Raw genomic sequence first — 23,830 nt, forward strand, 5'->3', positions numbered from 1 at the left:
GCCCCCGCGCTCAGCGGCTGCCCCAGGTGGTGGTGTCTGGTTCGACCGCCTGCACCGGCAGCGTGACATAAAACGTGGCGCCGTGGCCCACAGCGCCTTCGCCGCGCACGTTGCCGCCGTGGCGCTGAACGACCCGGTGCACCGTGGCCAATCCCACGCCGGAGCCCTCGAACTCGTGGTGTGCGTGCAGGCGCTTGAACGGTTGGAACAGCTGCGGGGCGTAGGCCATGTCAAAGCCGGCACCGTTGTCGCGCACGCAAAATTCCAGCACGCCCCGCTCGGCGCGGGTTTGCGCGAGCGAGATGTGCGCCTCGGGCACCAGGCCGGTGTACTTCCATGCGTTGCCCAGCAGGTTTTGCAGCACCACACGCATCAGGCCTGGGTCGGCCTGCACCTGCAGACCTTCTTGGATGTGCCACTGCACCAGGCGCTGGGGATCGCTGCGGTCGAGCTCGCTGGCGATGGCCTTGGCCATGTCGCTCAGGCTCACGGGTTCCTGGCGCAGGTGCGCGCGGCTGAGGTGGGCCATGGAAAGCAGGTCGGAAATAAGCTGCCCCATGCGCTTGGCAGCGTCCTGGATGCGCAGCAAGTAAGAGCGGCCGTCGGCCGTGAAGGCGTTGGCGTCCTCTTCCGCCAGCAGGCTGGCAAAGCCATGGATGCTGCGCAGCGGTGTGCGCAGGTCGTGCGACACGCTGTAGGCAAACGCTTCGAGTTCGCGGTTGAGCGTGGCGAGCTCGCGGGTGCGGTCGGCCACGCGCTGCTCCAGCTCGTCGTTCAGGCGCTGCAGCGCGGTCTGGGCGGTGCGAATTTCGGTGATGTCTTGCACCGTGCCCACGCTGCGCATCGGCCGGTCGTCGGCGCCAAATTGAATGACGCACAGCTCATGCACGTACTTGCAGCGCCCGTCGGGAAACACCAGACGGTGCACCACGTCGTACGGCGTGCGGGTCTGCATGGACGCCATGTAAGCCGCATGCACCTGCGTCCGGTCTTGCGGGTGCACGGCTTGCATGAAGCCTTTGTAGGTGGGCACATAGGTGGCAGGGTCGAGTTCAAAAATGCGGAACACCTCGTCTGACCAGATCAGCCGGTCGTTGAGCAGGTCGCCTTCCCAGCTGCCCAGGCGCGCCAGCCGTTGCGCTTCTTTCAACCGGGCTTCGCTGTCTTGCAGCGCGGCCTGCGTGCGCTTGCTCTCGGTGATGTCCTGCAAGGTGAACTGCACCAGAGGCTGGCCCTCGACATCAAAGCGCATGAGGTGCACCTCGGCGTCCCACAGCTCGCCGCTGGGGCGCTGGTGGCGCCACTCCAACACGATGGACTTGGACGCCATGACCTGTGCAAGGTGCGCTTGCACCAGCTCGGTGGAGGGCCGGCCGTTGGGCTGCACCGGGGCCGAAACCGACTCGGGCGTGGCGCGCAGCACGTCGGCACGGTCTTGGAAGCCATAGATGGCGACGGCGGCCGGGTTGCAGTCGATGAAGCGCCGTGTGACGGGGTCGATCACCACAGAGGGCATGTGTGAGCTGTCAAACAAGCGCATGCGCAGGGTTTCGCTGGCGGCCACGGCGGCCTGGTTGCGTGCCAGGCGCAGTTGCAGGCCAATGATGAGGCCACCACAGGCGAGCAACAGCACACTCAGTGTGGCCGCCACACTTTGGCTGCGCTGAAAAGCGGGCGCCAGCGGCCCCAGCACCGCCTCATCGGCCAGGCCGATGACGACCACCAGGTTGGACACGGGGGAACGCTGCCAGCCGTAGGCGCGGGGCGCGCCGTCTACCAGGCCATGCACCTTGAAGATGCCGCTGCCCAAGGTCTTGTTGACCAGAAACGGCCGTTCTGCCGGCAGGCGCTTGCCCATGGCGCCCGGGTTGTCCCGGCTGCGCGCCAGAAAATGGCCGTCTTGGTGAACCAGGGCCACCACGTCCTGGGGCGACAACTGCAGCGCGGCGAGCTTGCTGGCCATGAAGTCGGACGACACCAGCATGTGCAGGGTGCCGTCAAAACGGCCGTCGCGCAAAAGGGGGCGGCTGACGATGAACAGCCAGCGGTCGGTGAGCCGGGAGGCCACTGGCACCCCGATGTGCAACTGGTCGGCCCCCGAGCGCTGGGCCCTGAAGTGCTCGCGGTCGCCCACGTAGGTGCCGGCCTCCAGGCCCAGGCTGTTGTAGACCACATAGCCCGCAGCGTTCACCACCGAAACGTGTGACACCAGTCCGCCAGGCAGGGTGCTGATCACGTCGCGGGTCTGGTCGGTGAAGCGGTCCACATTGCCGCGCAGCCACTGGCGGCGCAGGTCCTGCAAAGCCAGGTCCACGGTGCTGAGCAGGCCGTCCACCTGGCCGGCCATGGCGTCGGCCAGGTGCAGGCTGCGCTGCTCGGCCTGCAGCAGCACCTGTTGGCGCAGCAGGGTCTGCGAGCGCACCGACTGCCACCACAACACAGACGCCGACAGGCCAGTGAACAAAGCCACCAGCACCGCAAAAGAATGCAGGCGGTTTTTCACAACCACAAGCCCCTGCGAGACCGGACAGCTTCCAACCAGGGGAGCGCCTCAAGGACCATTGTTTTGTTGTGGTGTTGGCTTGGATGCCTGCATGGGACCCGGGTGGGGCCTGAGCGGGGCGTGGGGTCATTCTCGCAAGAATCCCGGCCCACTAAAGCCGCCATAACCCCCGGTAAACCAGCCCTTTTTGATGCCTGGAAAGCCCGTTGGTGCCAGCCTGGTGCGCGTGGCCGCCTGGGCACAACTGGCAGCAAGGACCTGCCAACGCAGCGCAGGCGTCAGGACGACGCACCCAGAAAATCGCCGCGCAACTTGCACAAGATTTTTTTGCCTATGGCGCTTTGGCTGGCAGCAGCCAGGCGTTGTCGCCCGGGTGGCCTTGCAAGGCCGCTTCGTTGGGCGCCACAAAGCCCGGCGCCCAGCCGCAAAAACTGCGCTCGGCAATCGATGCGTTCCACATGTTGTCAATCTGCTGGTGCCGGGGGGCTTGCCAGATGGCTTCGAACAGCGCCATGACGTCGGCCTCTGCGCCCTTGATCAGCTGCAAAAACGCTCGCCCGTGGTAACTCAGCCTGCCGGTGATGTCATGGCGTTCGTTGTGGACGCGCGCCTTGTCCTGCAGGTCGCTGAGGACCGCCGTGTCCATCGGGTGTGTGGCCAGACTGACGTCAATGGGTTCGTGTAGCGCCATCGCTTGACCTTCGTTGAAACGCACCACCGGGCCCTGGTGGGTGAGCGCTCTGCACACCCATGCAAGGTGGGCGATGAACCATGGCATCTGCCCAAGGAGCCTGCACGGCAGAAGCGCATCGGCTGCAACAGCCCGATTTGCGCCGGGTCAAATGGGTGTGCGTGCCCTGGGGAAAACTTCGACCCCCGGACAATCGGTGCATACCTTTGAACTCACCAAAGCATCAAATGAGTACCTATGGATGCGTATGGGTGCTGTATCGGCCATCGGGCCGCAAGCCGGAGCCGCAGGCCCGGCCGGCTACCATCTAGGCATGCTCACTTTGACCTCTGAAGCCGCCCGGGCGGCCCTGCCTTTTGACCGCCTGATCGCTGCGTTGCGCGAACACTTCACCACCACCTGCGAGGTGCCGCTGCGCCATGTGCATGAAATCGCCAGCCCCGGCGGCAGCAAGATCACCTCGCTCATCATGCCGGCCTGGTTGCCGGGCCGTTACTACGGCGTGAAGATCGTCAACATCGCGCCGGGCAATGCCGCCGAGGGCTTGCCGGGCCTGCATTCGGCCTACCTGCTGTTTGACGCGCGCACCGGTGTGCCGCTGGCACAGATCGACGGCGACCAGATCACCACACGCCGCACGGTGGCGGCTTCGGCGCTGGCCGCCTCTTACCTGGCGCGTGCCGATGCGCGCCACCTGCTGGTGGTGGGCGCGGGCGCCGTGGCGGCCTTGCTGCCCGAGGCCTACCGCACGGTGCGCCCCATTGAACGCGTGACGGTGTGGGCACGCCGCGCCGACGAGGCGCAGGCACTGGCCGCGCGCTGGCGCCAAGAAGGTTTTGACGCCAGCGCCACCACCGATTTGCCGGCGGCCTGCGGCGAGGCCGATGTGGTGAGCTGCGCCACGCTGGCCACCGAGCCCGTGGTGCGCGGCGCCTGGCTGGCGCCGGGCTCGCACCTGGACCTGATCGGCAGCTTCACACCGGCCATGCGCGAGGCCGACGACGTGTGCTTTGAAGACGCGCGCGTGTTTGTGGACACCGAGGAAGCGTTGCAAAAAAGTGGCGACCTCATTGGCCCGCTGTCGCGCGGCGTGCTGCGCGCCGACGACGTGCGCGGCACCCTGACCACGCTGTGCAAGGGCATGGCGACCGGCCGCAAGACGGCCACGGAGCGCACGGTGTTCAAGTCGGTGGGCACCGCGCTGGAAGACCTGGCCGCAGCGGTGCAGGTGTACGAGGCGGCACGCGGCTGAAAGCACCCGCGGCCCCCCCTGCGGGCCGATCAGAGTGGCCAGACGATCAGCAACAGCGGCAGGCTCACCGCGACCACCAGCAGTTCCAGCGGTAGCCCCAGGCGCCAGTAGTCACCAAACCGAAAGCCGCCTGGCCCCAGGATGAGGGTGTTGTTCTGGTGACCGATGGGGGTGAGGAACGCACACGAAGCACCGATCGCCACGGCCATCAAAAAGGCATCGGGGTTGGCGCCCAGCGCGCTCGCGGTGCCGATGGCAATCGGGCACATCACGGCCGCCGTGGCCGCGTTGTTCATGAGGTCGGACAGTGTCATGGTCACCACCAACACGAGGGCCAGCGCCATGACCGGCTGACCCTGTGCCACACCGTCCATGAGCGCGTGGGCCAGCAGATCGGCGGTGCCGGTGGTCGTCATGGCGCCAGCCACGGGAATCAGCGCCGCCAGCAAGGTGATCACCGGCCAGTCAATGTGCTCGTACATGCTGCGCGGCGGCACAGTGCGCAGCACCAGCGAGGCCAGCACCCCCAGCGCAAACGACACCGCCGCCGGCAGCCAGCCCAGCGCCGCGCCCAACACCGCGAGCGCCATCACACCCACTGCCAACCGGGCTTTTCGGGTGCTCGGTATGTGCAGCTCGCGCTCGGCCAGCGGCACGCAGCCGCGGTCGGCGGCAAAGGCCAGAATGGCGTCGGCCGGGCCCTGCATCAGCAGCAGGTCGCCCACACGAAATGGCCATTCGCGCAGTCGGCGCCGAATCCGGCTGTCCTGGCGCGAGACCGCCAGCAGGTTGATGCCGTAACGCGTGCGCAGTTGCAGGTCGCTGGCAGACTGGCCTTGCAGACTGGCGCCGGGCAGCACGGCAAGCTCCATCAACACAATGTCGCGCGCGCCGTCCGCCGTGGCCAAAGCGGGTTCGGCTGGCGCAGCCGCTTCGGCCGCGGTGCCCTCTGCTGCGCTGCCAGCAGGCCTGGCCGCAGGGGCGGCAAGAGCGTCAGCCTGGGCTTCGGGTGCGGCAGTCTCGGCTGCGTCTTTTTCGGGGCGCTTGGACTCTTCGAGCTGCAGGCCCAGGCTCGACAGCAGGGACGACAGGGCATCTGCCTCGGCTTCCACGATCAGGATGTCGCCGGCCTGCATGTGCCGGCTTGGCGTGGGCGCGTTCACACGCACCTCGTTTCGCACCAGGCCCACCACCTGCGCGCCAGCGTCGTCGAGCTTCTGTTCAATCGCATGCAGCGTGAGGCCCACACACGGGCTCTCGGCGGGCACGCGCACTTCGCTCAGGTAGGCGCCGGTTTCAAAGCCCTCCAGCGCCACGCGCCGACGTGCTGGAACCAGGCGCCACCCCACCAGCGCCACAAAGCCGGTCCCCAGCAACGCCACGGCCAGCCCCACGGGGGTGAAGTCGAACATGCCAAAGCTGCCCACCCCGTGCTGCGCCCGAAAGGCCGACACGATGAGGTTGGATGGGGTGCCAATCAGCGTGGTCATGCCGCCCAGAATGGTGCCGAATGCCAGCGGCATCAGCACGCGCCCGGGCGGCATGTCCAGCCGCCGCGCCAGTTGCAGGGCCACCGGCATCAGCAGCGCCATGGCACCCACGTTGTTCATGAAGGCCGAGAGCGAAGCACCCAGGGCCACCAGCGCAGCCAGGCTGAGTGTGGTGCCGGCCTGGCGCGGGAGCACGTATCGGGCCATCGCGTCGACCGCACCTGAGGTCTGCAAGCCCCGGCTGAGGACCAGCACACAAGCCACCGTGATCACCGCCGGGTGACCGAAACCGGCAAACGCGTCTGCGGCGGGCACCAGCCCGCCCAGCACGCAAGCCAGCAGCCCGCCCACGGCCACCATGTCGTGGCGCCAGCGCCCCCACAGGAACAGGCCGATGGTGGCGGCGAGGATGACAAGAATGACGACCTGGTCCTGCTGCATGAAGCTCCCGTCTGGTGTGGCGTTTCGCGCTGGATGGAACATAACCAACCAATGGATGTTGGACCCTGGGCTGGCGCAAACCAGCGCGGTGCCGACGTCCACCGGGTGGCTTCATCACCGGTCCGGCGGAGTGCTGGCGGTGGCCTGCTGCCCGACCATTTCCCGCAGGCGCCGGCGCAGGGCTTTGTCGCGCCGCTGTTCTTCGTCCCAGTCGTCGCGCACACCGCGCCACAGGGCCACCGCCATGAGCACGATCACCAGCGTGAACGGCAGCGCAAAGACGATGGTGGCAGACTGCACCGCCTTCAGACCGCCGGCCAGCAGCAAGCTGATGGCAATGCCCGACACCAGCACGCCCCAGATGATTTTGACCCGTGCATTGGGATTGGACTGGCCGCCGGTGCTCATCATGCCCAGCACCAGGGTGGCGGAGTCGCCCGACGTGACGAAGAACACCAGGACCAGCACAGTGGCAATGCCCGACAGCAGGCCAGACAAGGGCAGTGTGTCGAACATGGCAAACAGGGCGGTGGACACGTCGGCGCCCACAGCCTCGGCAATCGGCAGGCCTTGCATGATCTCCATGTTCAGAGCGGTGCCACCAAACACCGAGAACCACACAAAGGCGGCCAGCGTGGGTGCCAGCACCGTGCCCAGAATGAATGCGCGGATGGTGCGCCCGCGCGAAACCCGCGCGATGAACAGCCCCACAAAAGGCGACCAGCTGACCCACCAGGCCCAGTAGAAAACGGTCCAGCCGCTGATCCAGCCACTGTCGCGAAACGGCGTCATGCGCAGACTCATGCGCACAAACTCGCTCACGTAACTGCCCAGCGTGTTGGTGAAGGTGTCGATGATGGCCACCGTGGGGCCCATCACGAAAATGGCCAGGGTCAGCAAGGCGGCGAGCGCCAGGTTGGCGCTGGACAGCCACTTGATGCCCTTCGTGACGCCGGTGACAGCCGATGCCAGAAACAGCACCGTGGTGACCACGATGATGCCGACCTGCGAGGCCTGACCCATCGGCAGGCCAAAGACGGCATGGAGGCCGCTGTTGATTTGCAAAGCACCCATGCCCAGCGAGGCCGCCACGCCGAAGGCGGTGGCGATGACCGCCAGCACATTCACCACCGGACCCAGTTTTTTCAGCGGTGCCCAGGGCAGCGCCTGCACCGCGGTGCTGACGAGCGCCGGGCCGCCCCGGCGAAACTGGAAAAAGGCAATGGCCAGGGCCACGATGCTGTAGACCGCCCAGGGGTGCAGCCCCCAATGGAAAAAGCTGTAGCGCATGGCGGCGGTGGCCGCTTCAGGGGTGTTGGCGGCGATGCCGGGCGGCGGCGCGCCGTAGTGCGAGATCGGCTCGGCCACCCCCCAGAACACCAGGCCGATGCCCATGCCCGCCGCAAACAACATGGCGAACCAGGCGCCGATGGAAAACTCGGGCTCGTCGTCCTCGCCACCCAGCTTGAGGTCGCCGTAGCGGCTGAAGGCCAGCACAACGGCCATGATCACCAGGCCCAGCACCACCCAAAGGTAGAGCCAGCCGAAGTCGCGGGTGATGGCGGTGAGCGCGGTGTCAAACACCATGCCCAAGGACGCAGGCGCGATCACGCCCCACAGGACGATGGCCAAAATGAGTCCGGCCGAGGTGACAAGTTGCATGGGATGGTTTCTCCTGAAAAGATACCGCCTGTGAAGCGCCTTGCACGGCACTTTCGCGCGCACGGCGGCGGTGGTGGGAGCAGCCGAGGGCCGCCCGGCCCGAGGCGTTCGGGCGCCCGACTGGCGCGGGCCCAATGGCCATCTCAGGTGAACATTGGCCAGCAAGAGGCCGCTGCGCCAGCGCCATCCGGGGACGCCAGCCGAAACGCTGAAGTGGCGCCTTTTACTCAGCGGCCCACTTTACCGGATTCAAGCGTACCGCAGACTGACCGTACTCAACCGGCCATGCAGCGACCTTGGAGGGGCGCCCAAAAGGCGCAACGGCTCACTCGCCGCTGTCCATGGGGGGCAGCCGGTGCTTGAAAGCGGCCACCATGCCGTGCACGCGGTCCTGCAGTGTGTTGATGGCATGGTCCAGCTGGCGGCGCTCGGCGGGTGACAGCGCGCTGGCGAGCTCGCTGTTGATGGCCGCGACCCGTGGAAAGATCGACTGGTACACGCGCCGCCCCTCGTCGCTCAGGAACACGTGCACCTCGCGCCGGTCGGACGGCTTGGGCTGCCGCCGGATGAGCTTTTTTTCTTCCAGGCGGGTGAGCGTGCGCGAGGTGCGCGCGCGGTCCAGCATGGCGTGTTCAGCCAGCTCGCTGGAGAGCGCGCCTTCGTGTTCGGACAAAAAGGACAGCACCCGCCATTCGCGCCGCGTTAAACCATAGTCCTGTTCGCACACCTGAACCACCAGACGGCTGGCGGTGATGTGCACACGGTAGAGCCGGTACAGCAGCAGGTCGGTCTGAACCTGGGGGTCGGTGAGGCGGTCTGGAATGGTCGGCTCCTGCTGGGGAATCGGTGTCTGGGCACCCCCTAGGGAAAACACCTGCTTTGATTGATTTCTGCAATTGATTGTCCCTGCATAGCATCGGGGACTGCACCGGGTAACACCCGATTGGTCCGAGCCCCACAGGAGACACCCCCATGAACCGACACTGGATACTTTGCGCCGCCTTGGCATCGACTGCACTGGGCGCGCCCACCCTCGCCACGGCGCAGGACAAGACGCCATTGAAAATCGTGGTGGGTTTCCCACCCGGTGGCTCTGCCGACACGCTGGCCCGGCTGGTGGCCGAAGCCCTGCGCGAGCGCTATGCACCCGTGGTGGTGGAAAACCGCCCCGGCGCGGGTGGGCGTATTGCGCTCAACCAGGTCAAGCGCGCCGACCCCGACGGTCAGACCGTGATCTTGCTGCCCAGTGGGCCCATGGTGCTGTTTCCCCATGTTTATAAAAAGCTCGACTACAACGCAGTCACCGACTTCTCACCGGTGTCGCTGCTGGCACGCTTTCAGTTTGGCGTGGTGGCTGGGCCGTCCACACCGGCCAAGTCGGTGCAAGACATGGTTGCCCGCGCCAAGGCCGAACCCGGCAAGAGCAGCTACGGCACACCCGGCCTGGGCACGCTGCCGCATTTCATGGGCGTGCTGTTCGAACAAAAGGCCGGCGCACAACTGAACCATGTGCCGTTCCAGGGCGGCGGGCCTGCCAACAATGCGCTGCTGGGTGGACACATCGACTACAAGTTCGACGTGGTGTCGGAAACCGCCGAATTCCACCGCTCGGGCAAGGCCCGCATCATCGCCGTCACCGGCAGCCAGCGCGACCCCCAGGTGCCCGACGTGCCCACGTTGCGCGAATCGGGCATGGACATGGAGGCCACCGCCTGGTTTGGGGTGTACGGCCCGGCTGGCATGCAGCCGACCACCCAGAACCGCCTGAGCCAGGCGTTTGCCCAAGCCCTGAAGCAGCCAGCGCTGCGTGAGCGCTTGCTGGGCCTGGGCTACGAGCCGGTGGGCTCCACACCGGCTGAACTGGCCAGCGCCCAGGCGACCGACCTGAAGCGCTGGGAAGCGCCGATCAAGGCGACCGGCGTGCAGTTGGACTGAGCGCCCACTGGCACAGACAGCACACCCGCCCAACCCACCAACCAACTTGTTTTCACCCCCCAAGGGAACCCCTGACATGAACCGTTTTCGCCGAACCACATTGGCCACCCTGACCGCTTCGCTGGCGCTGACGCTGCTGGCGCCACAGACACTGGCCCAGCCCGCTTACCCGGCCCAGCCCGTCACGTTCGTCAACAACTTTCCACCCGGCGGGCCGTCAGACATCCTGGCGCGTTCGGTGGCGGCGGTGCTGCAAGAGACGTTGAAGCAGCCCTTTGTGGTGGAAAACAAGGCGGGCGCGGCGGGCAACCTGGGCGCTACCACGGTGGCCAAGGCGCCCGCCGATGGCTACACCGTGCTGTTTGGCATCGACACCGTGTTCACCGTGAACCCGCACCTGTACCCGACGATGCCCTTCAAGAGCACCGACTTCAAACCGGTGGTGATCATGGCCTCGTCGGGCCTGCTGCTGGGCGTGAACCCGCGCACGGGCATCAAGACCTTTGGGGACCTGCTGAGCCAGGGGCGCACCAAGACCCTGAACTTCAGCTCGGCCGGCAACGGCAGCCCGGGCCACCTGGCTGCGGCCCAACTGGGCACCAGCACGCCGGTGAAGACTTCCCACATTCCCTACCGCGGCAACACACCGGCGGTCACCGCCGTGCTGAGCGGCGAGGTGGACGGCGGCATCCTGGCCACACCAGGCATGCTGCCTCACGTGCAAGCCGGCAAGATCACCGCGCTGGCGGTCACCAGCGCCCAGCGCTCGCGGCTGGCGCCGCAGCTGCCCACCGTGGGCGAGCTGGGTCTGAAAACGTTGGAACAAGAGGTGCTTTACGTGGTGATGGTGCCCGCCGCCACGCCCGATGCGGTGGTGCAGACGCTGGCCACCAGCATCAACGCCGCGCTCAAGCGCCCTGAGCTGCAGGCCCGCATGAACAGCCTGGACCTGTTTTATGAGGGCACCACCGGTGCCGCCGCCGCCCAGCGGCTGGCCAGCATGTCGGCACGCTACGGCCAGATCGTGCGCAACACCGGCATGCAAGCGAACTGAAACCCAACCCGCCCATGTCTCTCCCCATGCCCACGCAACGCCCCAACATCATCTACATCGTCTCGGACGACCTGGGCTTCGCCGATCTTGGCTGCTACGGCGGCCGCGAAGCGCCCTTTGGCGCGGTGTCGCCCCACATCGACGCGCTCGCCGCCGGTGGCCTGCGCCTGACCGAGGGCTACGCCAACTCGCCGGTGTGCTCGCCCACACGCTTCGCGCTCATGAGCATGCGCTACCAATACCGGCTGCGCGGTGCGCTCGAAGAACCCATCAACAGCCGCAGCAAGGGCAGCGCCACGCTGGGCCTGCCGCCCGAGCTGCCCACCCTGCCCTCACTGCTGAAAGAGGCGGGCTACCGCACCGCGCTCATCGGCAAATGGCACCTGGGCTACCCACCGCATTTCGGCCCGCTGCGCTCGGGCTACGAAGAATTCTTCGGCATCATGGCCGGCGGGGTGGACTACTTCACGCACTGCAGCAACAACGGTGACCACGACCTGTTCGTGGGCGAGGAAACGCACAAGGAGGTGGGCTACCTGACCGACGTGTTTTCCAAGCGTGCGGTGGAGCACATCCACCAGCGGGCGGCCGACGCGAAAGCCGGCCAGCCCTTCTTTTTGAGCCTGCACTACACCGCGCCGCACTGGCCGTGGGAAACGCGCGACGACGCCCATGTGGCACCCGAGGTGGCCAGCAACCTGTTTCACCTGGACGGCGGCAACGTGAACAGTTACCGCAAGATGATCCACCACATGGACGAGGGCATTGGCTGGATCATGGCGGCCCTGCGCGAACACGGACTGGACGAGAACACGCTGGTGGTCTTCACCAGCGACAACGGCGGCGAGCGCTTTTCCGACAACTGGCCGCTGGTGGGCGGCAAGATGGACCTGACCGAAGGCGGCATCCGGGTGCCGTGGATCGCGCACTGGCCCGCCGTGGTTGCGCCCGGCAGCACCAGCGCGCAGCACTGCATGACGATGGACTGGTCGGCCACCATGCTGGAGCTGGGTGGCGGCCAGCCCCACCCCGACTACCCGCTGGACGGCGTGTCTGTGGCACCGCTGCTGCGCAACACGGCACACCGTTTTGAGCGGCCCATGCACTGGCGCATGAACCACCGCGGCCAGCGTGCCCTGCGCGACGGCGACTGGAAATACCTCATGGTGGACGGCCACGAGTACCTGTTCAACATACCCGCCGACGAACGCGAGCGCGCCAACCTGGCCTTGCGCGAACCCGAGCGCCTGGCCCGCATGCGGACCCAATGGCTGGACTGGAACAGCACCATGCCACCCATTCCGGAAGACGCCGGCGTGAGCCTGGGCTATTCCACCAAAAACATGCCGCAACGCTGACACGCCGACATAGCCCGACCGGACGCTACGATCAGCGCATGAACCGACTGCGCCGTTTTCTCCCATTTCTGGCCTGGCCCCGCCCCACCGGGGCCGTGCTTCGGGGCGATGCACTGGCCGGCATCACGGTCGGCCTGATGGTGATTCCGCAAGGGGTGGCCTACGCGGCGCTGGCCGGCATGCCGCTCATCACCGGCATTTATGCGTCCATGCTGCCGGCGCTCATCGCGGTGCTGTTCAGTGCCTCGGTGCGGCTGTCGGTGGGGCCTACCGCGCTCACCTGCCTGCTGGTCAGCGCTTCACTCACCGGCCTGGCCGAGCCGGGCAGTGCGCAGTGGATCGCGCTGGCGGTGTGGCTGGCGCTGCTGTCGGGGCTGGTGCAGGTGGTGCTGGGTTTTGTGCGCTTTGGCTGGCTGCTCAACCTGGTGAACGCACCGGTGCTGATGGCCTTCACCCAGGGGGCGGCGGTGCTCATCATCGCGTCGCAGTTGCCGTCTTTGCTGGGGCTTTCGGGCGGCTGGGCCGCGCTGGCCAACCCGCAGCAGGTGCACCTGCCCGCGGTCGCGTTCGGGCTGGGTTCGGTGGTGTTTCTCCTGGTGGCCCGGCGCTGGCGGGCCACGTTTCCTTCGGTGTTGCTGCTGGTGGTGGTGTCGGCGGGTGTGAGCGCCTGGCTCGGGTTTGAGGCTGGCGGCGGTGCGGTCATTGGCCAACTGCCGCAAGGGCTGCCCAACTTTTACCTGCCGGCCTGGCCGGGCTGGGCCACGCTGGGCCAACTGCTGTTGCCCACGCTGGTGATCAGCCTGGTGAGTTTTCTGGAAACCGCGTCCAGCGCCAAGGTGGACAGCAGCCGGCGCGGCCAGCGCTGGAACCAGGACCAAGACCTGATCGGCCAGGGGCTGGCCAAACTGGTGGCGGGGTTTTCGGGCGCGTTCCCCACCAGCGCGTCGTTTTCACGCTCGGCCCTGCTGCTGCACAGCGGTGCGCAAACCGGCTGGGCCACGGTGTTTTCGGTGGCGCTGGTGGGGGTGGCGCTGGTGCTGCTGACGCCGCTGCTCAGGCATGTGCCCCTGGCCGTACTGGCGGCGGTGGTGGTGGTGGCCGTCATGGGGCTGATCCAGCCGGTGGCCTTTGTGCGGCTGTGGGCGCTTTCCCGGGTGGAGGCGGTCATTGCGGGCACCACTTTTGTCGTTACGGTGCTGACGGCGCCGCGCTTGTACTGGGGCGTGCTGGCCGGTGTGCTGATGGCGCTGAGCCACTTTTTGTACTTGCGGCTGCACCCGCGCATCATTGAAGTGGGGTTGCACCCCGACGGCAGCCTGCGCGACCGCCACCTCTGGCACCTGGCACCGCTGGCGCCGGCCACCTACGCCCTGCGCATGGACGCCGCCCTCGACTTCGCCACCGCCAGCGCCTTCGAACACGCCGTGACCCGCTACCTCACCGAGCACCCGGGCACGCGGCATGTGGTGTTGATTGCGCACCCCATCAACTGGATCGACGCCACCGGCGCCGAGGGGTTTGGGCGGCTGCAGTCGGTGCTGCACGAGCAGGGCGTGACGCTGCATGTGGTGGGCATCAAGCTGCCCGTAGAAACCGTGCTGCGCACAGCAGGCCACCTGGCCGAAGGCCCCCGGCTGCGCCTGTACCGCACCGAGGCCGAAGCACTGCGGGCGGCACCCACCTGGAACCCAACGCCCGAAGGCAGCGCGGCCCAACCGCTCACCCCGGCCTGAGTGGCCAGGGCGCCGGGGCAGCGCCCATCACATCCCTTCAGGCCGCGAGCGACTGCGCCATGGCGTGGCGCACGGGGGCGCTGCGCTTGGCCGCAGGCCGGCGTGCGCGCGACACGGCGGGCTCGTCCAGGTGGCGGCGGGTGCTGCGGGCAAAGCGCTTGAGCCCCTCCATGTCCAGTATCTCGACCTCGCGGTCCGACACCTCGACCATACCGAGTGCGGCCAAGGCGCTGAACGAACGGCTCACGGTTTCGTGCGCCACGCCCAGCAGGCTGGCGATTTCACGGCGGCCCATGCGCAGATGGAACCGGCGCGGCGACTGCCCGCAACCCGCCATGCGGCGCGACAGCTGAATCAGAAAACGGGCCAGCTTCACTTCAGACGCCACCGCCGCCAGCAGCTCGACCAGCTCGCGGCTGCGGGCCAGCGTCATGCTGCCAGCACGCTGCAACGCCAAACCAAACGACGCAATCAGCTGAGAGAGCGCAAACACGTCGCGCTTGAGCACCACATACACGCTGGACTCTTCCAGCGCTGACACGGCCGTGGGGTAGCTGTCCATGCACAGCGCGTCAAAGCCCAGTACTTCGCCGCGAATGGCAAAGGCCAGCACCTGTTCATAGCCGTCTTCGTTGGTGCGGAAGATTTTGAAAGTGCCCGCGCAGACGAAAAAGATGGCGTCGGCCGGCGTGCCCTCGTGCGCCAGGCTTTCCCCCGCATGCACCCGGCGCAGCACCATGGGCATTTGGGCAGCGGCCGCCAGGTCGGCGCCCTCTACGCCCAGCAGCTGAAGCAAATCGGCAAAGCTGGTGTGGTGGTTCTTCAAAGGCATGCGGCACAGCGCTTCCTCGCCCAAGCGCTTTGTGGTTCCGTTCTGCAGATTGACTGGCATGGTATTTCTCCGATGGGTTTGCGGCTACAGCCCTACACACAGCCTCTAGCATGTGTGAAACCGCACGTGTCCTCCATCGGAACATCCCACAGCGCAGCACCAGAAAAGCGCCCGCCCGGGGGTCAGACTATTCCTACAACACCACAGCCGAGCCCCCCTTTTTTGAACAAGAACGGGCGCACGGGGGCGGCGAATCCCCCCATGTAGGTCCGTCCGATCTATGATGAAAAATGCTTCAGACAGGCTCCTAGTAGCCAGCCACCCGGCCGTTGTTGCACCGATACCGGTGCCTGGCTGGATACCAACGCCCGCCAGCACCGCTTTGACACCACGCCACTGACGAACCCGCATGCAAGCCCTCTTTGCACCCCCTACGCTGCACGAGCTGGCTTTGCGCGCGCAGTTCAGCACCTTTCACGCAGCGCTGGAGGGCATCGTCACCTTTGACGCGGCGCTGCGCATCGTGATGATCAACCCGGCTGCCCAGCGCATGTTTGGCCTCACGGCCGACGCAGCCCTGGGCCGTGAGCTGTCCACACTGATCCCCGAGCGGCTGCGCGGGGCCCACACGGCGCAGGTGCAGCAATTTGCCCAGTCGGACCTGATCGAGCGCCCCATGGGGAAGCGCGGCCAACTCTTCGGCGTGCGTGCCAACGGTGAGGAGTTTCCGCTGGAGGCGGCCATCTGCAAGGTGGCACTGGCACACGGCGGCAGCCAGACGCACCACTACACCGCGCTGCTGCGCGACCTGAGCGAAGAGCACAAGCTCACCGCCGTCATCGAGCAACTGAACCAGCGCATCCGGGCGCTGTTCGACCGCGCGCCGGTGGCCATCTGGATCACCGAAGGCGAGCGGGTGGTGTTTGCCAACCACGCGTGCGCCGCGCTGTTTGGCGTGGACAACCGCGACGCTCTGATCGGCAAACCCATTTACGACCTGCTCAGCCCGCCATCGCACCCTGGTGTGCGCGAAAAGGTGGCGCTGGCCTTTGCCAGCCAGCAAGAGGTGTCGACCGTGCACAGCGAAATCGTGCGCCCCGACGGCAGCCGGCGCGAGGTTGAGCTGGTGGTGGCCACCCTGCCCGACCACGAGCGCACCTTTGTGCAAATGGTGATCACCGACGTGACCGCGCGCCTGCAGGAAAAGCGCGACCTGCTGCACTCGCGGCGCACCCTGCGCGAGCTCTCAGCCAGCCTGGTGGAAGCGCGCGAAGAGGAGCGCCGGCGCATTGCGCGCGAACTGCACGACGAGCTGGGCCAACGGCTGACCGCCCTGAAACTGGAGCTGGCCGCACAGCAACAAGACTGCAGCACCGAGGCACCCGCCGAGCGCCTGCAGGCCATGATGGACATGGTGGACGACACGGTGGCTGCGGTGCGCCGCATTGCCATGGACCTGCGCCCGCCCATGCTGGACGACCTGGGACTGCATGCGGCCATTGAGTGGCTGACGCACGACTTCGAACGGCGTTCGGGCATCCAGGTCACGCTGCGCCTGGTGGACGGCCCTGAGCCCATTCAGCAGAACATGGCCACGGCGGTCTACCGCATCGTGCAAGAGGCGCTGACCAACATGGCGCGCCACGCCCGTGCTTCGCGGGCGGTCATTTCCATTGAAACCAAAGGCCAGCGCCTGCAGTTGTTGGTGGAAGACGACGGCCAGGGCTTTCCAAAAGACCAGCCACCACCGCCGCGCGGCTCGTTTGGGCTGATCGGTATGCGCGAGCGCGTGCACATGCTGGGGGGGCAGATCACGCTGAAGAATGCCGCGTCGGGCGGCGCCCGGCTGGTGGTGCGCCTGCCCGTGCGGCCCAGCGGCGCGTTGGACCCGTCAGCCCCGCTGGACGATCATGAGCCCCCCGCGCTGGGCGCCCCGGTGGGTGCCCTGCGCGAGACCCGGAGCTGAACCATGCGACGCCATTCCCCCCACCCCAGCCCCCAAACGCCTGGCCCTTCACACGACTTGGAACAGGCGTTGCAGCAGCACCAGATTGAACTGGAGCACCAGAACGACGAACTGCGCCGCACCCAGGGCGACCTGGCCGCCGCGCGGGACCGCTACCTCGACCTGTACGACTTTGCCCCGGTGGGCTACTTCACGCTGGACACCGACGGCCGCATCCTGGAGGTGAACCGCACCGGTGCCAACATGCTGGGCATGGAGCCGCGAACGCTCAAGGGCAACGGGCTGGGGCGGTTTGTGATGGCGGGCGACATCGACCGCTGGCAACAGTACCTGCAACACGTGCTGAGCACCGATGGCCTGCAGCGCGTGGACCTGGCGCTGGCGGCCCAGGACGGCCACCACTGGTACGGCCAGATCGACAGCGTGCGCACCCCCCTGGGCGGCGGCGTGCGCGCGCTGCGTGTGACGCTGACCGACATCACCGAGCGCCTGCGCGCGGACATGGAACGCCGCATTGCCGCACTGGACAACGATGCGCGCGAGGCCGAGCGCCGCCGCGTGGCGCTGGAGCTGCACGAAAACCTGGGCCAGACACTGAGCGCGCTGAAGCTGGACGTGGCCCACATGGCCAGCCTGAGCGAGTCGCCCACCTGCCGCAGTTGCGCCAGCACCATGCTGGAGGCACTGGACGAAGCGGTGTCTACCGTGCGCCGCATCACCGCCGACCTGCACCCGCCCATGCTGGACGATCTGGGCCTGAACGCCGCCCTGGAATGGCTGGCCAACGATACCGCGCGCCGCGTGGGCCTGCAGCTGAGCCTGGCGCTGGGACCAGAGGCCCCGCCGCTGGCACCGGCCACGGCACTGGCGGTGTACCGCTTTGTGCAGGCGGCGTTGTCGCACCTGCTGCAGCACACCGACAGCACCGACGTGCACATGGACATGCAGCGCCAGCCCGACGCCCTGAAGCTGGTGATGCAAGCGTGCGGCACGGTGGGCCCGCTGAGCGCGCGCACCGAAACACAGTCCCACGACGGCCAGATTCTTCAGCACCGTGCCCGCTTGCTGGGTGGGCGGCTGATGATCGATGTGGCACGCGACCGCTCGGGCTGGCTGAGCCTGTACCTGTCGTTGCCGCTGACGCTGAACGCACAGGGCCTGTGCCAACACACGGAGGCATTGGCATGAACGAAGACGTGTTGCAACCCGCGCTGCGCCTGCTGCTGGTGGACGACCACACGGTGGTGCGCGAAGGGCTCAAGCGCCTGTTGGACCCGCAGGCCCGGCAGTGGAGCATCACCGAGGCGGGCACCGGTTTTCAGGCGCTGGAATGCCTGCGCCGCCAGTCTTTTGACCTGGCCATCGTCGACCTGTCGATGCCGGGCATGAGCGGCATGGACTTGATCGCCCGCATCAAGGCCGAGTTTTCCGCGGTGGCGGTGCTGGTGCTCACCATGCACGGCGAAGAGCAATACGCCATGCGCGCGTTTCAGGCCGGTGCCAAAGGCTATGTGACCAAAGACAGCGCGTCCACCGAGCTGGTGGCGGCGGTGCGCAAGGTCGCCATGGGCGGGGTGTTTGTGTCGGCCCACCTGGCCGAACGGGTGGTGCAGCAGCTCAATGACCAGCGCACGGCGCCGCGCATCAACGTGTTGTCCAACCGCGAGCTGGAAATCTTGCAGCGCATCGTGGCCGGTCAGCGGCCGGTGGACATTGCCGAGTCGTTGCACCTGTCCATCAAGACCGTGAGCACGCACAAGCGCCGTATTCTGGAGAAGCTGCAACTGGACAGCACGGCGGCGCTGATCCGTTTTGGCCTGGAGCACAACCTGGGCAAAAACGACCTGGGCATGACCACGCACCCGCACGACTGAACACGCCCCGCGCGCGCCATCAAGCCCGCTCCCGCTGGGCAAAATGCTGCTCGAACCAGCTGCCCGCAAAAGCCGCCACGCTGCCCAGCGCCCCCGGCTCGGCAAACAGGTGCGTGGCGCCCGGCACCACCTCCAGCCGCTTGGTGGCCTGGAGGCGGCGCAATGCCTGGCGGTTGAGTTCGAGCACCTCCTGGTCCAGCCCGCCCACGATCAGCAAGGTGGGGGCTTGCACCTCGGGTAAACGGTCTATCACCAGGTCGGGGCGGCCTCCGCGCGACACCACGGCCGCCACGCGCTGCGGCAGCTCGGCCGCAGCCAGCAGCGCCGCTGCGGCCCCCGTGCTGGCGCCAAAAAGGCCCAGTCGCAAGCCCGCCAGGTCGGGCCGCTGGTCCACCCAGCGCACCGCCTCCACCACCCGGCGCCCCAGCAGGGGAATGTCAAACACCAGGCGGCGGTCTTCAGCTTCGCGTACGGTGAGCAGGTCAAACAGCAGCGTGGCCAGCCCGTGCTGGTGCAGCGCGCGCGCCACCCACCGGTTGCGCGGGCTGAAGCGGCTGCTGCCACTGCCGTGGGCAAACATCACCAAGCCCTTGGCATGCGGCGGTACCGACAAATCACCCGGCAAAGGCGGACCCTGCAGGTTGACCGACTCCACCGGTGTTTCGCTGTCTGGACCGTCTCCCGTGCCCATGCCGTCCCCCTGATCGGTTGCATAAAAAAACAGGGACTCTGCTGTCATGTCGGTTTCACTCCCAGGGTAAACAGACCAGCGCAGCCACCCCAAGCGGCCATTTTTCTCCTCGACCCCAACCGTGCATTGATTGCGCGCAACGTGCGGGCACGTCTTTCCCAAATAGCGGCCCAGACCGCGCGTGGTGCCGCTACCGTATCGGTGTGAAGCGCCATTCCGTTGTGCCACCACCACCTTTCAGGCCTATGCAAGCCCCCGTTCCACTGACACCGAGCCAGCTCTACAACACCTGCGACCCGGCCGCGCTGGGCTTTGCCACCACCCGCGAGTTGAGTGAGCTGGACGCCGCGCAAATACACCCGCGCGCGCTGCAAGCCCTGCACCTGGGGCTGGACATTCCCAACCCTGGCTACAACCTGTTTGTGCTGGGCGAAACCGGCAGCGGGCGCCACGCCATCGTGCAGCAGCTGCTGCAGGACGAGCGCCGTGAAGGGAACCCGCCCAGCGACTGGTGCTGCGTCTACAACTTTGACAACCCCAGCAGCCCCAACCTGCTGCACCTGCCCTGCGGGCGCGGGCCCCTGCTGCGCGACGACATGGAGCACTTTGTGCAAGAGCTCACGCCCGCCATCAACGCGGTGTTTCAGGGCGATGAATACCGCAGCCGCGTGCAAGCCATGCAGGAAGAAGAAAAACAACGCGAAGTGAGCGCGCTTCAAAACCTGGGCGACGAGGCCAACCAGCTCGGCGTGGCCCTGATGCGCACCCCCGCCGGCTTTGCCTTTGTACCGCTGAAAGACGCTGAAAACACCATGACGCCGGAGGACGTGGAACAGCTGCCCAAGGCGCGCCAGGACGAACTGACCGAGCACATCAAGCACCTGCGCGAGGCGCTGCACCAGCTCTTCAACACGTTCCCGCGCTGGCGCCGAGACACACAAAACCGGCTCAGGCAAGCCGGCAGCGAGGCGCTGCGCGAAACGGTTGCACACATGGTGGACGAGCTGCGCCCGCGCTACGCCGACCTGCCCGACGTGAGCGCCTACCTGGACGCGGCGCTGCAAGACATCATCGAGTCGGGCGAGGCGCTGCACGAGACCTCGCACGCTGAGGGCGACACCGAAACCACCACCCTCTCGGGCACCATCTCTGTGCAGCGCTACCTGGTCAACCTGCTGGTGGACAACCCGGCGGATGGGCAGCGACCGGTGGTGTTTGAAGACCACCCCACGCTGCAAAACCTGGTGGGACGCATCGAGCACTACATGCACATGGGCACGCTCATGAGCAACTTCACCCTGATCCGCGCCGGCGCGTTGCACCGGGCCAATGGCGGCTTTCTGGTGCTCGACGCGGTGAAGGTGCTGTCGCAGCCTTATGCCTGGGAAGGGCTCAAGCGCTGCCTGAAAGCGGGTGTGGTCCGCATCGAGTCGCTGTCCGATCTGATTGGCTTGAGCAGCACCGTGCAGCTGGAGCCCATGCCCATGCCGCTGGACCTGAAGATCGTGCTGATCGGCGAGCGGGTGGTGTATTACCTGCTCAGCCAGTACGACCCCGAATTTGCCTCGCTGTTCAAGATCAACGCGGACATGGACAGCGAGATGGCGCGCAACCCCGACAACACCGCCGCCTACGCACGCCTTATTGCCACCCTGGCCCGGCGCGAGCAGCTGCGCCCGCTGTCGGCCGAGGCGGTGGCGCGGGTGGTAGAACACGCCTCCCGCCTGGCCAGCGACGCCCAGCGCCTCACCACCCAGACCCAGCCCATGGACGACCTGATGCGCGAGGCCAACCACTTTGCCGCACGCGACCCGGCGCCAGTGATCGAGCGCACGCATGTGCAAGCCGCCATTGACGCGCACCGCCACCGCCACGAGCGCATCCAGCTGCGCTACCGCGACGACATTGTGCGCGGCCAGCTGCTGGTGGACACCGACGGCACCCATGTGGGCCAGGTCAACGGGCTGGCCGTGGTGCCGCTGGGCGAGAGCAGCTTTGCCCACCCGGTCCGCATCACCGCCACCGCACGCGTGGGCGACGGCGAAGTGGTGGACATCGAGCGCGAGGTGAAGCTGGGCGGGCCGATCCATTCCAAGGGGGTGCTGATCCTGTCGTCCTTCCTGGCATCGCGCTTTGGCCGGGCGGCGCCGCTGTCGCTCAAGGCCAGCCTGGTGTTCGAACAGTCGTATGGCGGGGTTGAGGGCGACAGCGCCTCGCTGGCCGAGCTCACCGCGCTGCTGTCGGCGTTGGCCGAACTGCCGCTGAACCAGTCGCTGGGTGTCACCGGCTCGGTGAACCAGTTTGGCCAGGTGCAGGCGGTGGGCGGCGTGAACGAAAAGATCGAAGGCTTCTTTGACATTTGCGTGGCGCGGGGCCTGAGCGGCGCCCATGGCGTGCTGCTACCGGCCAGCAACGTGTGCCACCTGATGCTGCGCCAAGACGTGGTGGACGCGGTGCGCGCCGGGCGGTTCAAGGTGTGGCCGGTGCACACGGTGGACGAAGCGCTGGCGCTGCTCACTGGTGTGGACGCCGGTACCCTGGACGCTCAGGGCCGGTGGTCGGCGCCCGATTCGGTCAACGCCCGCGTAGCGGCCGGGCTGGCCCAGCTGGCGCAGGTGCGCCAAGCGTTTCTCCACCCCAAGGAAGCGGCCACAGCGCCCCACACGCAACTGAAAAAGGCCGCACCAGACGAAGCCCTGCTGGACCCTGCGCAAGCCACCGGCCAAAACCCCGCTGCTGGCTGAACCGCAGAGGGCTGCGCGTCACACCCGGGTGTACGCCAGGCCCGAGGCCACGCCACCAAACAGATCGCCTTCCACCAGCGGCACGCTGGGAAATTCGGCCTGCAAGGCGCGCTGAAAAGGCCGCAAGGCCGACGAACCGCCGGTGAGGTAAATGGCGTCGAGCGAAGCGTCGGTCAGCCCCGCGCGCTGCACACAGGCCCGGGCGCAGGCCACGGTGCGCGCCAGCAGCGCACCCAGGTGTTCGCGCATGTCGGCCGTGTCCAGCGCGGCCACCAAGTCGGGTTCCACACAAGACAGGTCCACCTGCGTGGCGCCGTCGCTTTGCGAACACCGGATCTTGGCCTGCTCCACCTCGTGCGCCACATGGTGGCCGGCGCGCTCTTTCAGCACCGCCATCAGCCGCTCGTGCAAACGCGGGTCGGCGTAGTTCACGCGCAAGCCCTGGGCCTGGCTCAGCGCGCGCGGCAGGTACAGCCACTGGATCAGGTGCCAGGTGGACAGATCAAAAAACGTGCGGCTGGGCACTTCGCGCTGCTGCGGCCCCAGGTGGCGGTAACCCAGCAAGGGCATCATCCGTTCCAGGCTGAGCTTCTGGTCAAAGTCGGTGCCGCCAATGTGCACGCCGGTGGTGGCCAGCACGTCGCTGGCGCGGTCGGCCAGCGCCATGCGCTGTGGGCCCAGGCGCACCACGGTGAAGTCCGAGGTGCCGCCGCCCAAGTCGACCACCAGCACCAGGCTTTCGCGGCTCAGGCGGCGTTCGTAGTCCAGCGCCGCCGCAATCGGCTCCAGCTGAAAAGACACCTCGTCAAACCCGACCGACTGCGCCGCCTGCAGCAAAGACGCCTGCGCCAGCGCATCGCGCTCGGGGTCGTCGTCCACAAAATGCACCGGCCGGCCCATCACCACGCGGGTGGGCGCCTCGCCCAGCGTGTGGGCGGCGCGTTCGCGCAGCGCGTCCAGAAACGTGGCCACGATGTCCAGAAAACTCACCTGCTGACCGTTCACCTCGGTTTTTTCCATCAGCAGCGGGCTGCCCAGCAAGCTTTTGAGCGATCGCATCAGCCGGCCTTCGGTGCCGCTCAGGTACTGCGCCACCGCGTCGCGTCCAAAGTGCGTCAGGTGGTCTTCGGCGTTGTAAAACACCGCCGTGGGCATCGACACCGCATCGCCTTCCAGCGGAATCAGGTGTGCAACGTCCTGCACATCGGCCCAGGCCATGGCCGAGTTGGAGGTGCCAAAATCGATACCCAGCGTACCGTTGAGCGAAAGCGTCATGAAGAAAATAAAGAAGCCGGAAATGGCGAAAAGCCGTTGGGCCCCGGCGCGAAGCCCCAGACCGTGCTGACGCACCGCAAGGCGAAAACAACACGATGGCGGCTTGGCGCAAGCCCTGTAAGCAAGAGAAAAGCCCGCAGCTTTTACAAGCTGCGGGCTTTCTTTTTTGGTGCGGCTGGCAGGAATTGAACCCACGACCCCTTGGTTCGTAGCCAAGTACTCTATCCAACTGAGCTACAGCCGCGAAGCCCGCAATTCTACACAGGAATTTGGCGACCGCGGCCAAAAATCTGCATTCGTTCATTTTTACAGCGACGGGGCTGCTGGGC

General features: G+C 66.8%; 17 protein-coding genes and 1 tRNA gene. 9 read left to right on the top strand and 9 right to left on the bottom strand.

Annotation, left to right across the window (positions count from 1 at the left end):
• Nucleotides 1-10 precede the first annotated feature (10 nt).
• Together ACTG4K_RS01900 and ACTG4K_RS01905 are read right to left on the bottom strand one after the other, a co-directional pair.
• Nucleotides 11-2,503 (bottom strand): ATP-binding protein, encoded by a 2,493-nt coding sequence (locus tag ACTG4K_RS01900; protein ID WP_439112500.1) that lies wholly within the window; start codon nt 2,501-2,503, stop codon nt 11-13.
• A gap of 331 nt (nt 2,504-2,834) precedes the next feature.
• Nucleotides 2,835-3,194 (bottom strand): BLUF domain-containing protein, encoded by a 360-nt coding sequence (locus ACTG4K_RS01905; RefSeq protein ID WP_439112501.1) that lies wholly within the window; start codon nt 3,192-3,194, stop codon nt 2,835-2,837.
• A 313-nt stretch (nt 3,195-3,507) separates the two neighbouring features.
• Here ACTG4K_RS01905 and ACTG4K_RS01910 point away from each other — a divergent pair, with 313 nt between their 5' ends.
• A complete protein-coding gene (locus ACTG4K_RS01910; protein ID WP_439112502.1) occupies nt 3,508-4,446 on the top strand; it encodes an ornithine cyclodeaminase family protein in 939 nt (312 codons plus the stop codon).
• A gap of 29 nt (nt 4,447-4,475) precedes the next feature.
• On the opposite strand, the gene ACTG4K_RS01915 is transcribed toward ACTG4K_RS01910, so the two are convergent.
• The 3 genes from ACTG4K_RS01915 to ACTG4K_RS01925 form a co-directional block, all read right to left on the bottom strand.
• The gene (locus ACTG4K_RS01915; protein ID WP_439112503.1) at nt 4,476-6,377 is read right to left on the bottom strand and encodes an SLC13 family permease; all 1,902 of its coding nucleotides are present in this window, start codon (nt 6,375-6,377) and stop codon (nt 4,476-4,478) included.
• 114 nt (nt 6,378-6,491) lie between these two features.
• Complete coding sequence (locus tag ACTG4K_RS01920; RefSeq protein ID WP_439112504.1) at nt 6,492-8,039, bottom strand: BCCT family transporter; 1,548 nt, start codon at nt 8,037-8,039, stop codon at nt 6,492-6,494.
• A gap of 325 nt (nt 8,040-8,364) precedes the next feature.
• Nucleotides 8,365-8,913 carry a MarR family winged helix-turn-helix transcriptional regulator gene (locus ACTG4K_RS01925; RefSeq protein WP_439112505.1) on the bottom strand — a complete coding sequence of 183 codons (549 nt, stop codon included), beginning with the start codon at nt 8,911-8,913 and terminating at the stop codon, nt 8,365-8,367.
• A 98-nt stretch (nt 8,914-9,011) separates the two neighbouring features.
• Between ACTG4K_RS01925 and ACTG4K_RS01930 the strand changes: the two genes are divergently transcribed.
• The 4 genes from ACTG4K_RS01930 (at nt 9,012) to ACTG4K_RS01945 (ending at nt 14,119) form a co-directional block, all read left to right on the top strand.
• A complete protein-coding gene (locus ACTG4K_RS01930) occupies nt 9,012-9,974 on the top strand; it encodes a Bug family tripartite tricarboxylate transporter substrate binding protein (protein ID WP_439112506.1) in 963 nt (320 codons plus the stop codon).
• Between the two features lie 76 nt (nt 9,975-10,050).
• Nucleotides 10,051-11,028: a Bug family tripartite tricarboxylate transporter substrate binding protein gene (locus ACTG4K_RS01935; protein WP_439112507.1), complete on the top strand. Its 978-nt coding sequence runs from the start codon at nt 10,051-10,053 to the stop codon at nt 11,026-11,028.
• A 14-nt stretch (nt 11,029-11,042) separates the two neighbouring features.
• On the top strand, nt 11,043-12,386 hold the full coding sequence (locus tag ACTG4K_RS01940) for a sulfatase family protein (RefSeq protein WP_439112508.1): 1,344 nt from the start codon (nt 11,043-11,045) through the stop codon (nt 12,384-12,386).
• Between the two features lie 38 nt (nt 12,387-12,424).
• Nucleotides 12,425-14,119 carry a SulP family inorganic anion transporter gene (locus tag ACTG4K_RS01945; RefSeq protein WP_439112509.1) on the top strand — a complete coding sequence of 565 codons (1,695 nt, stop codon included), beginning with the start codon at nt 12,425-12,427 and terminating at the stop codon, nt 14,117-14,119.
• Between the two features lie 37 nt (nt 14,120-14,156).
• Here the strand turns inward: ACTG4K_RS01945 and ACTG4K_RS01950 are convergent, their stop codons facing one another.
• On the bottom strand, nt 14,157-15,011 hold the full coding sequence (locus ACTG4K_RS01950; protein WP_439112510.1) for a Crp/Fnr family transcriptional regulator: 855 nt from the start codon (nt 15,009-15,011) through the stop codon (nt 14,157-14,159).
• Between the two features lie 349 nt (nt 15,012-15,360).
• Here ACTG4K_RS01950 and ACTG4K_RS01955 point away from each other — a divergent pair, with 349 nt between their 5' ends.
• From ACTG4K_RS01955 to ACTG4K_RS01965, 3 genes are read left to right on the top strand one after another with little or no spacing between them, the layout of a single operon-like run.
• Nucleotides 15,361-16,917: a PAS domain-containing sensor histidine kinase gene (locus tag ACTG4K_RS01955; RefSeq protein ID WP_439112511.1), complete on the top strand. Its 1,557-nt coding sequence runs from the start codon at nt 15,361-15,363 to the stop codon at nt 16,915-16,917.
• Nucleotides 16,918-16,920: 3 nt separating this feature from the next.
• Nucleotides 16,921-18,105, top strand: coding sequence for a PAS domain-containing sensor histidine kinase (locus tag ACTG4K_RS01960; RefSeq protein WP_439112512.1), 1,185 nt, complete (start codon nt 16,921-16,923; stop codon nt 18,103-18,105).
• The gene (locus tag ACTG4K_RS01965; protein ID WP_439112513.1) at nt 18,102-18,791 is read left to right on the top strand and encodes a response regulator; all 690 of its coding nucleotides are present in this window, start codon (nt 18,102-18,104) and stop codon (nt 18,789-18,791) included. Before ACTG4K_RS01960 ends, ACTG4K_RS01965 begins: the two co-directional genes overlap by 4 nt.
• A gap of 19 nt (nt 18,792-18,810) precedes the next feature.
• Here the strand turns inward: ACTG4K_RS01965 and ACTG4K_RS01970 are convergent, their stop codons facing one another.
• Complete coding sequence (locus tag ACTG4K_RS01970) at nt 18,811-19,530, bottom strand: dienelactone hydrolase family protein (protein ID WP_439112514.1); 720 nt, start codon at nt 19,528-19,530, stop codon at nt 18,811-18,813.
• A 197-nt stretch (nt 19,531-19,727) separates the two neighbouring features.
• On the opposite strand from ACTG4K_RS01970, the gene ACTG4K_RS01975 reads away from it, so the two are divergent.
• Complete coding sequence (locus ACTG4K_RS01975; RefSeq protein WP_439112515.1) at nt 19,728-22,226, top strand: AAA family ATPase; 2,499 nt, start codon at nt 19,728-19,730, stop codon at nt 22,224-22,226.
• Nucleotides 22,227-22,244: 18 nt separating this feature from the next.
• Here ACTG4K_RS01975 and ACTG4K_RS01980 read toward each other — a convergent pair whose 3' ends face one another.
• Together ACTG4K_RS01980 and ACTG4K_RS01985 are read right to left on the bottom strand one after the other, a co-directional pair.
• Nucleotides 22,245-23,501 carry an Hsp70 family protein gene (locus ACTG4K_RS01980; RefSeq protein ID WP_439112516.1) on the bottom strand — a complete coding sequence of 419 codons (1,257 nt, stop codon included), beginning with the start codon at nt 23,499-23,501 and terminating at the stop codon, nt 22,245-22,247.
• Nucleotides 23,502-23,668: 167 nt separating this feature from the next.
• Nucleotides 23,669-23,745, bottom strand: a tRNA-Arg gene (locus ACTG4K_RS01985).
• Between the last annotated feature and the right edge of the window lie 85 nt (nt 23,746-23,830).

This window comes from Hydrogenophaga sp. (genome assembly GCF_965657535.1).
In the GTDB taxonomy this organism is placed as follows: domain Bacteria; phylum Pseudomonadota; class Gammaproteobacteria; order Burkholderiales; family Burkholderiaceae_C; genus Hydrogenophaga.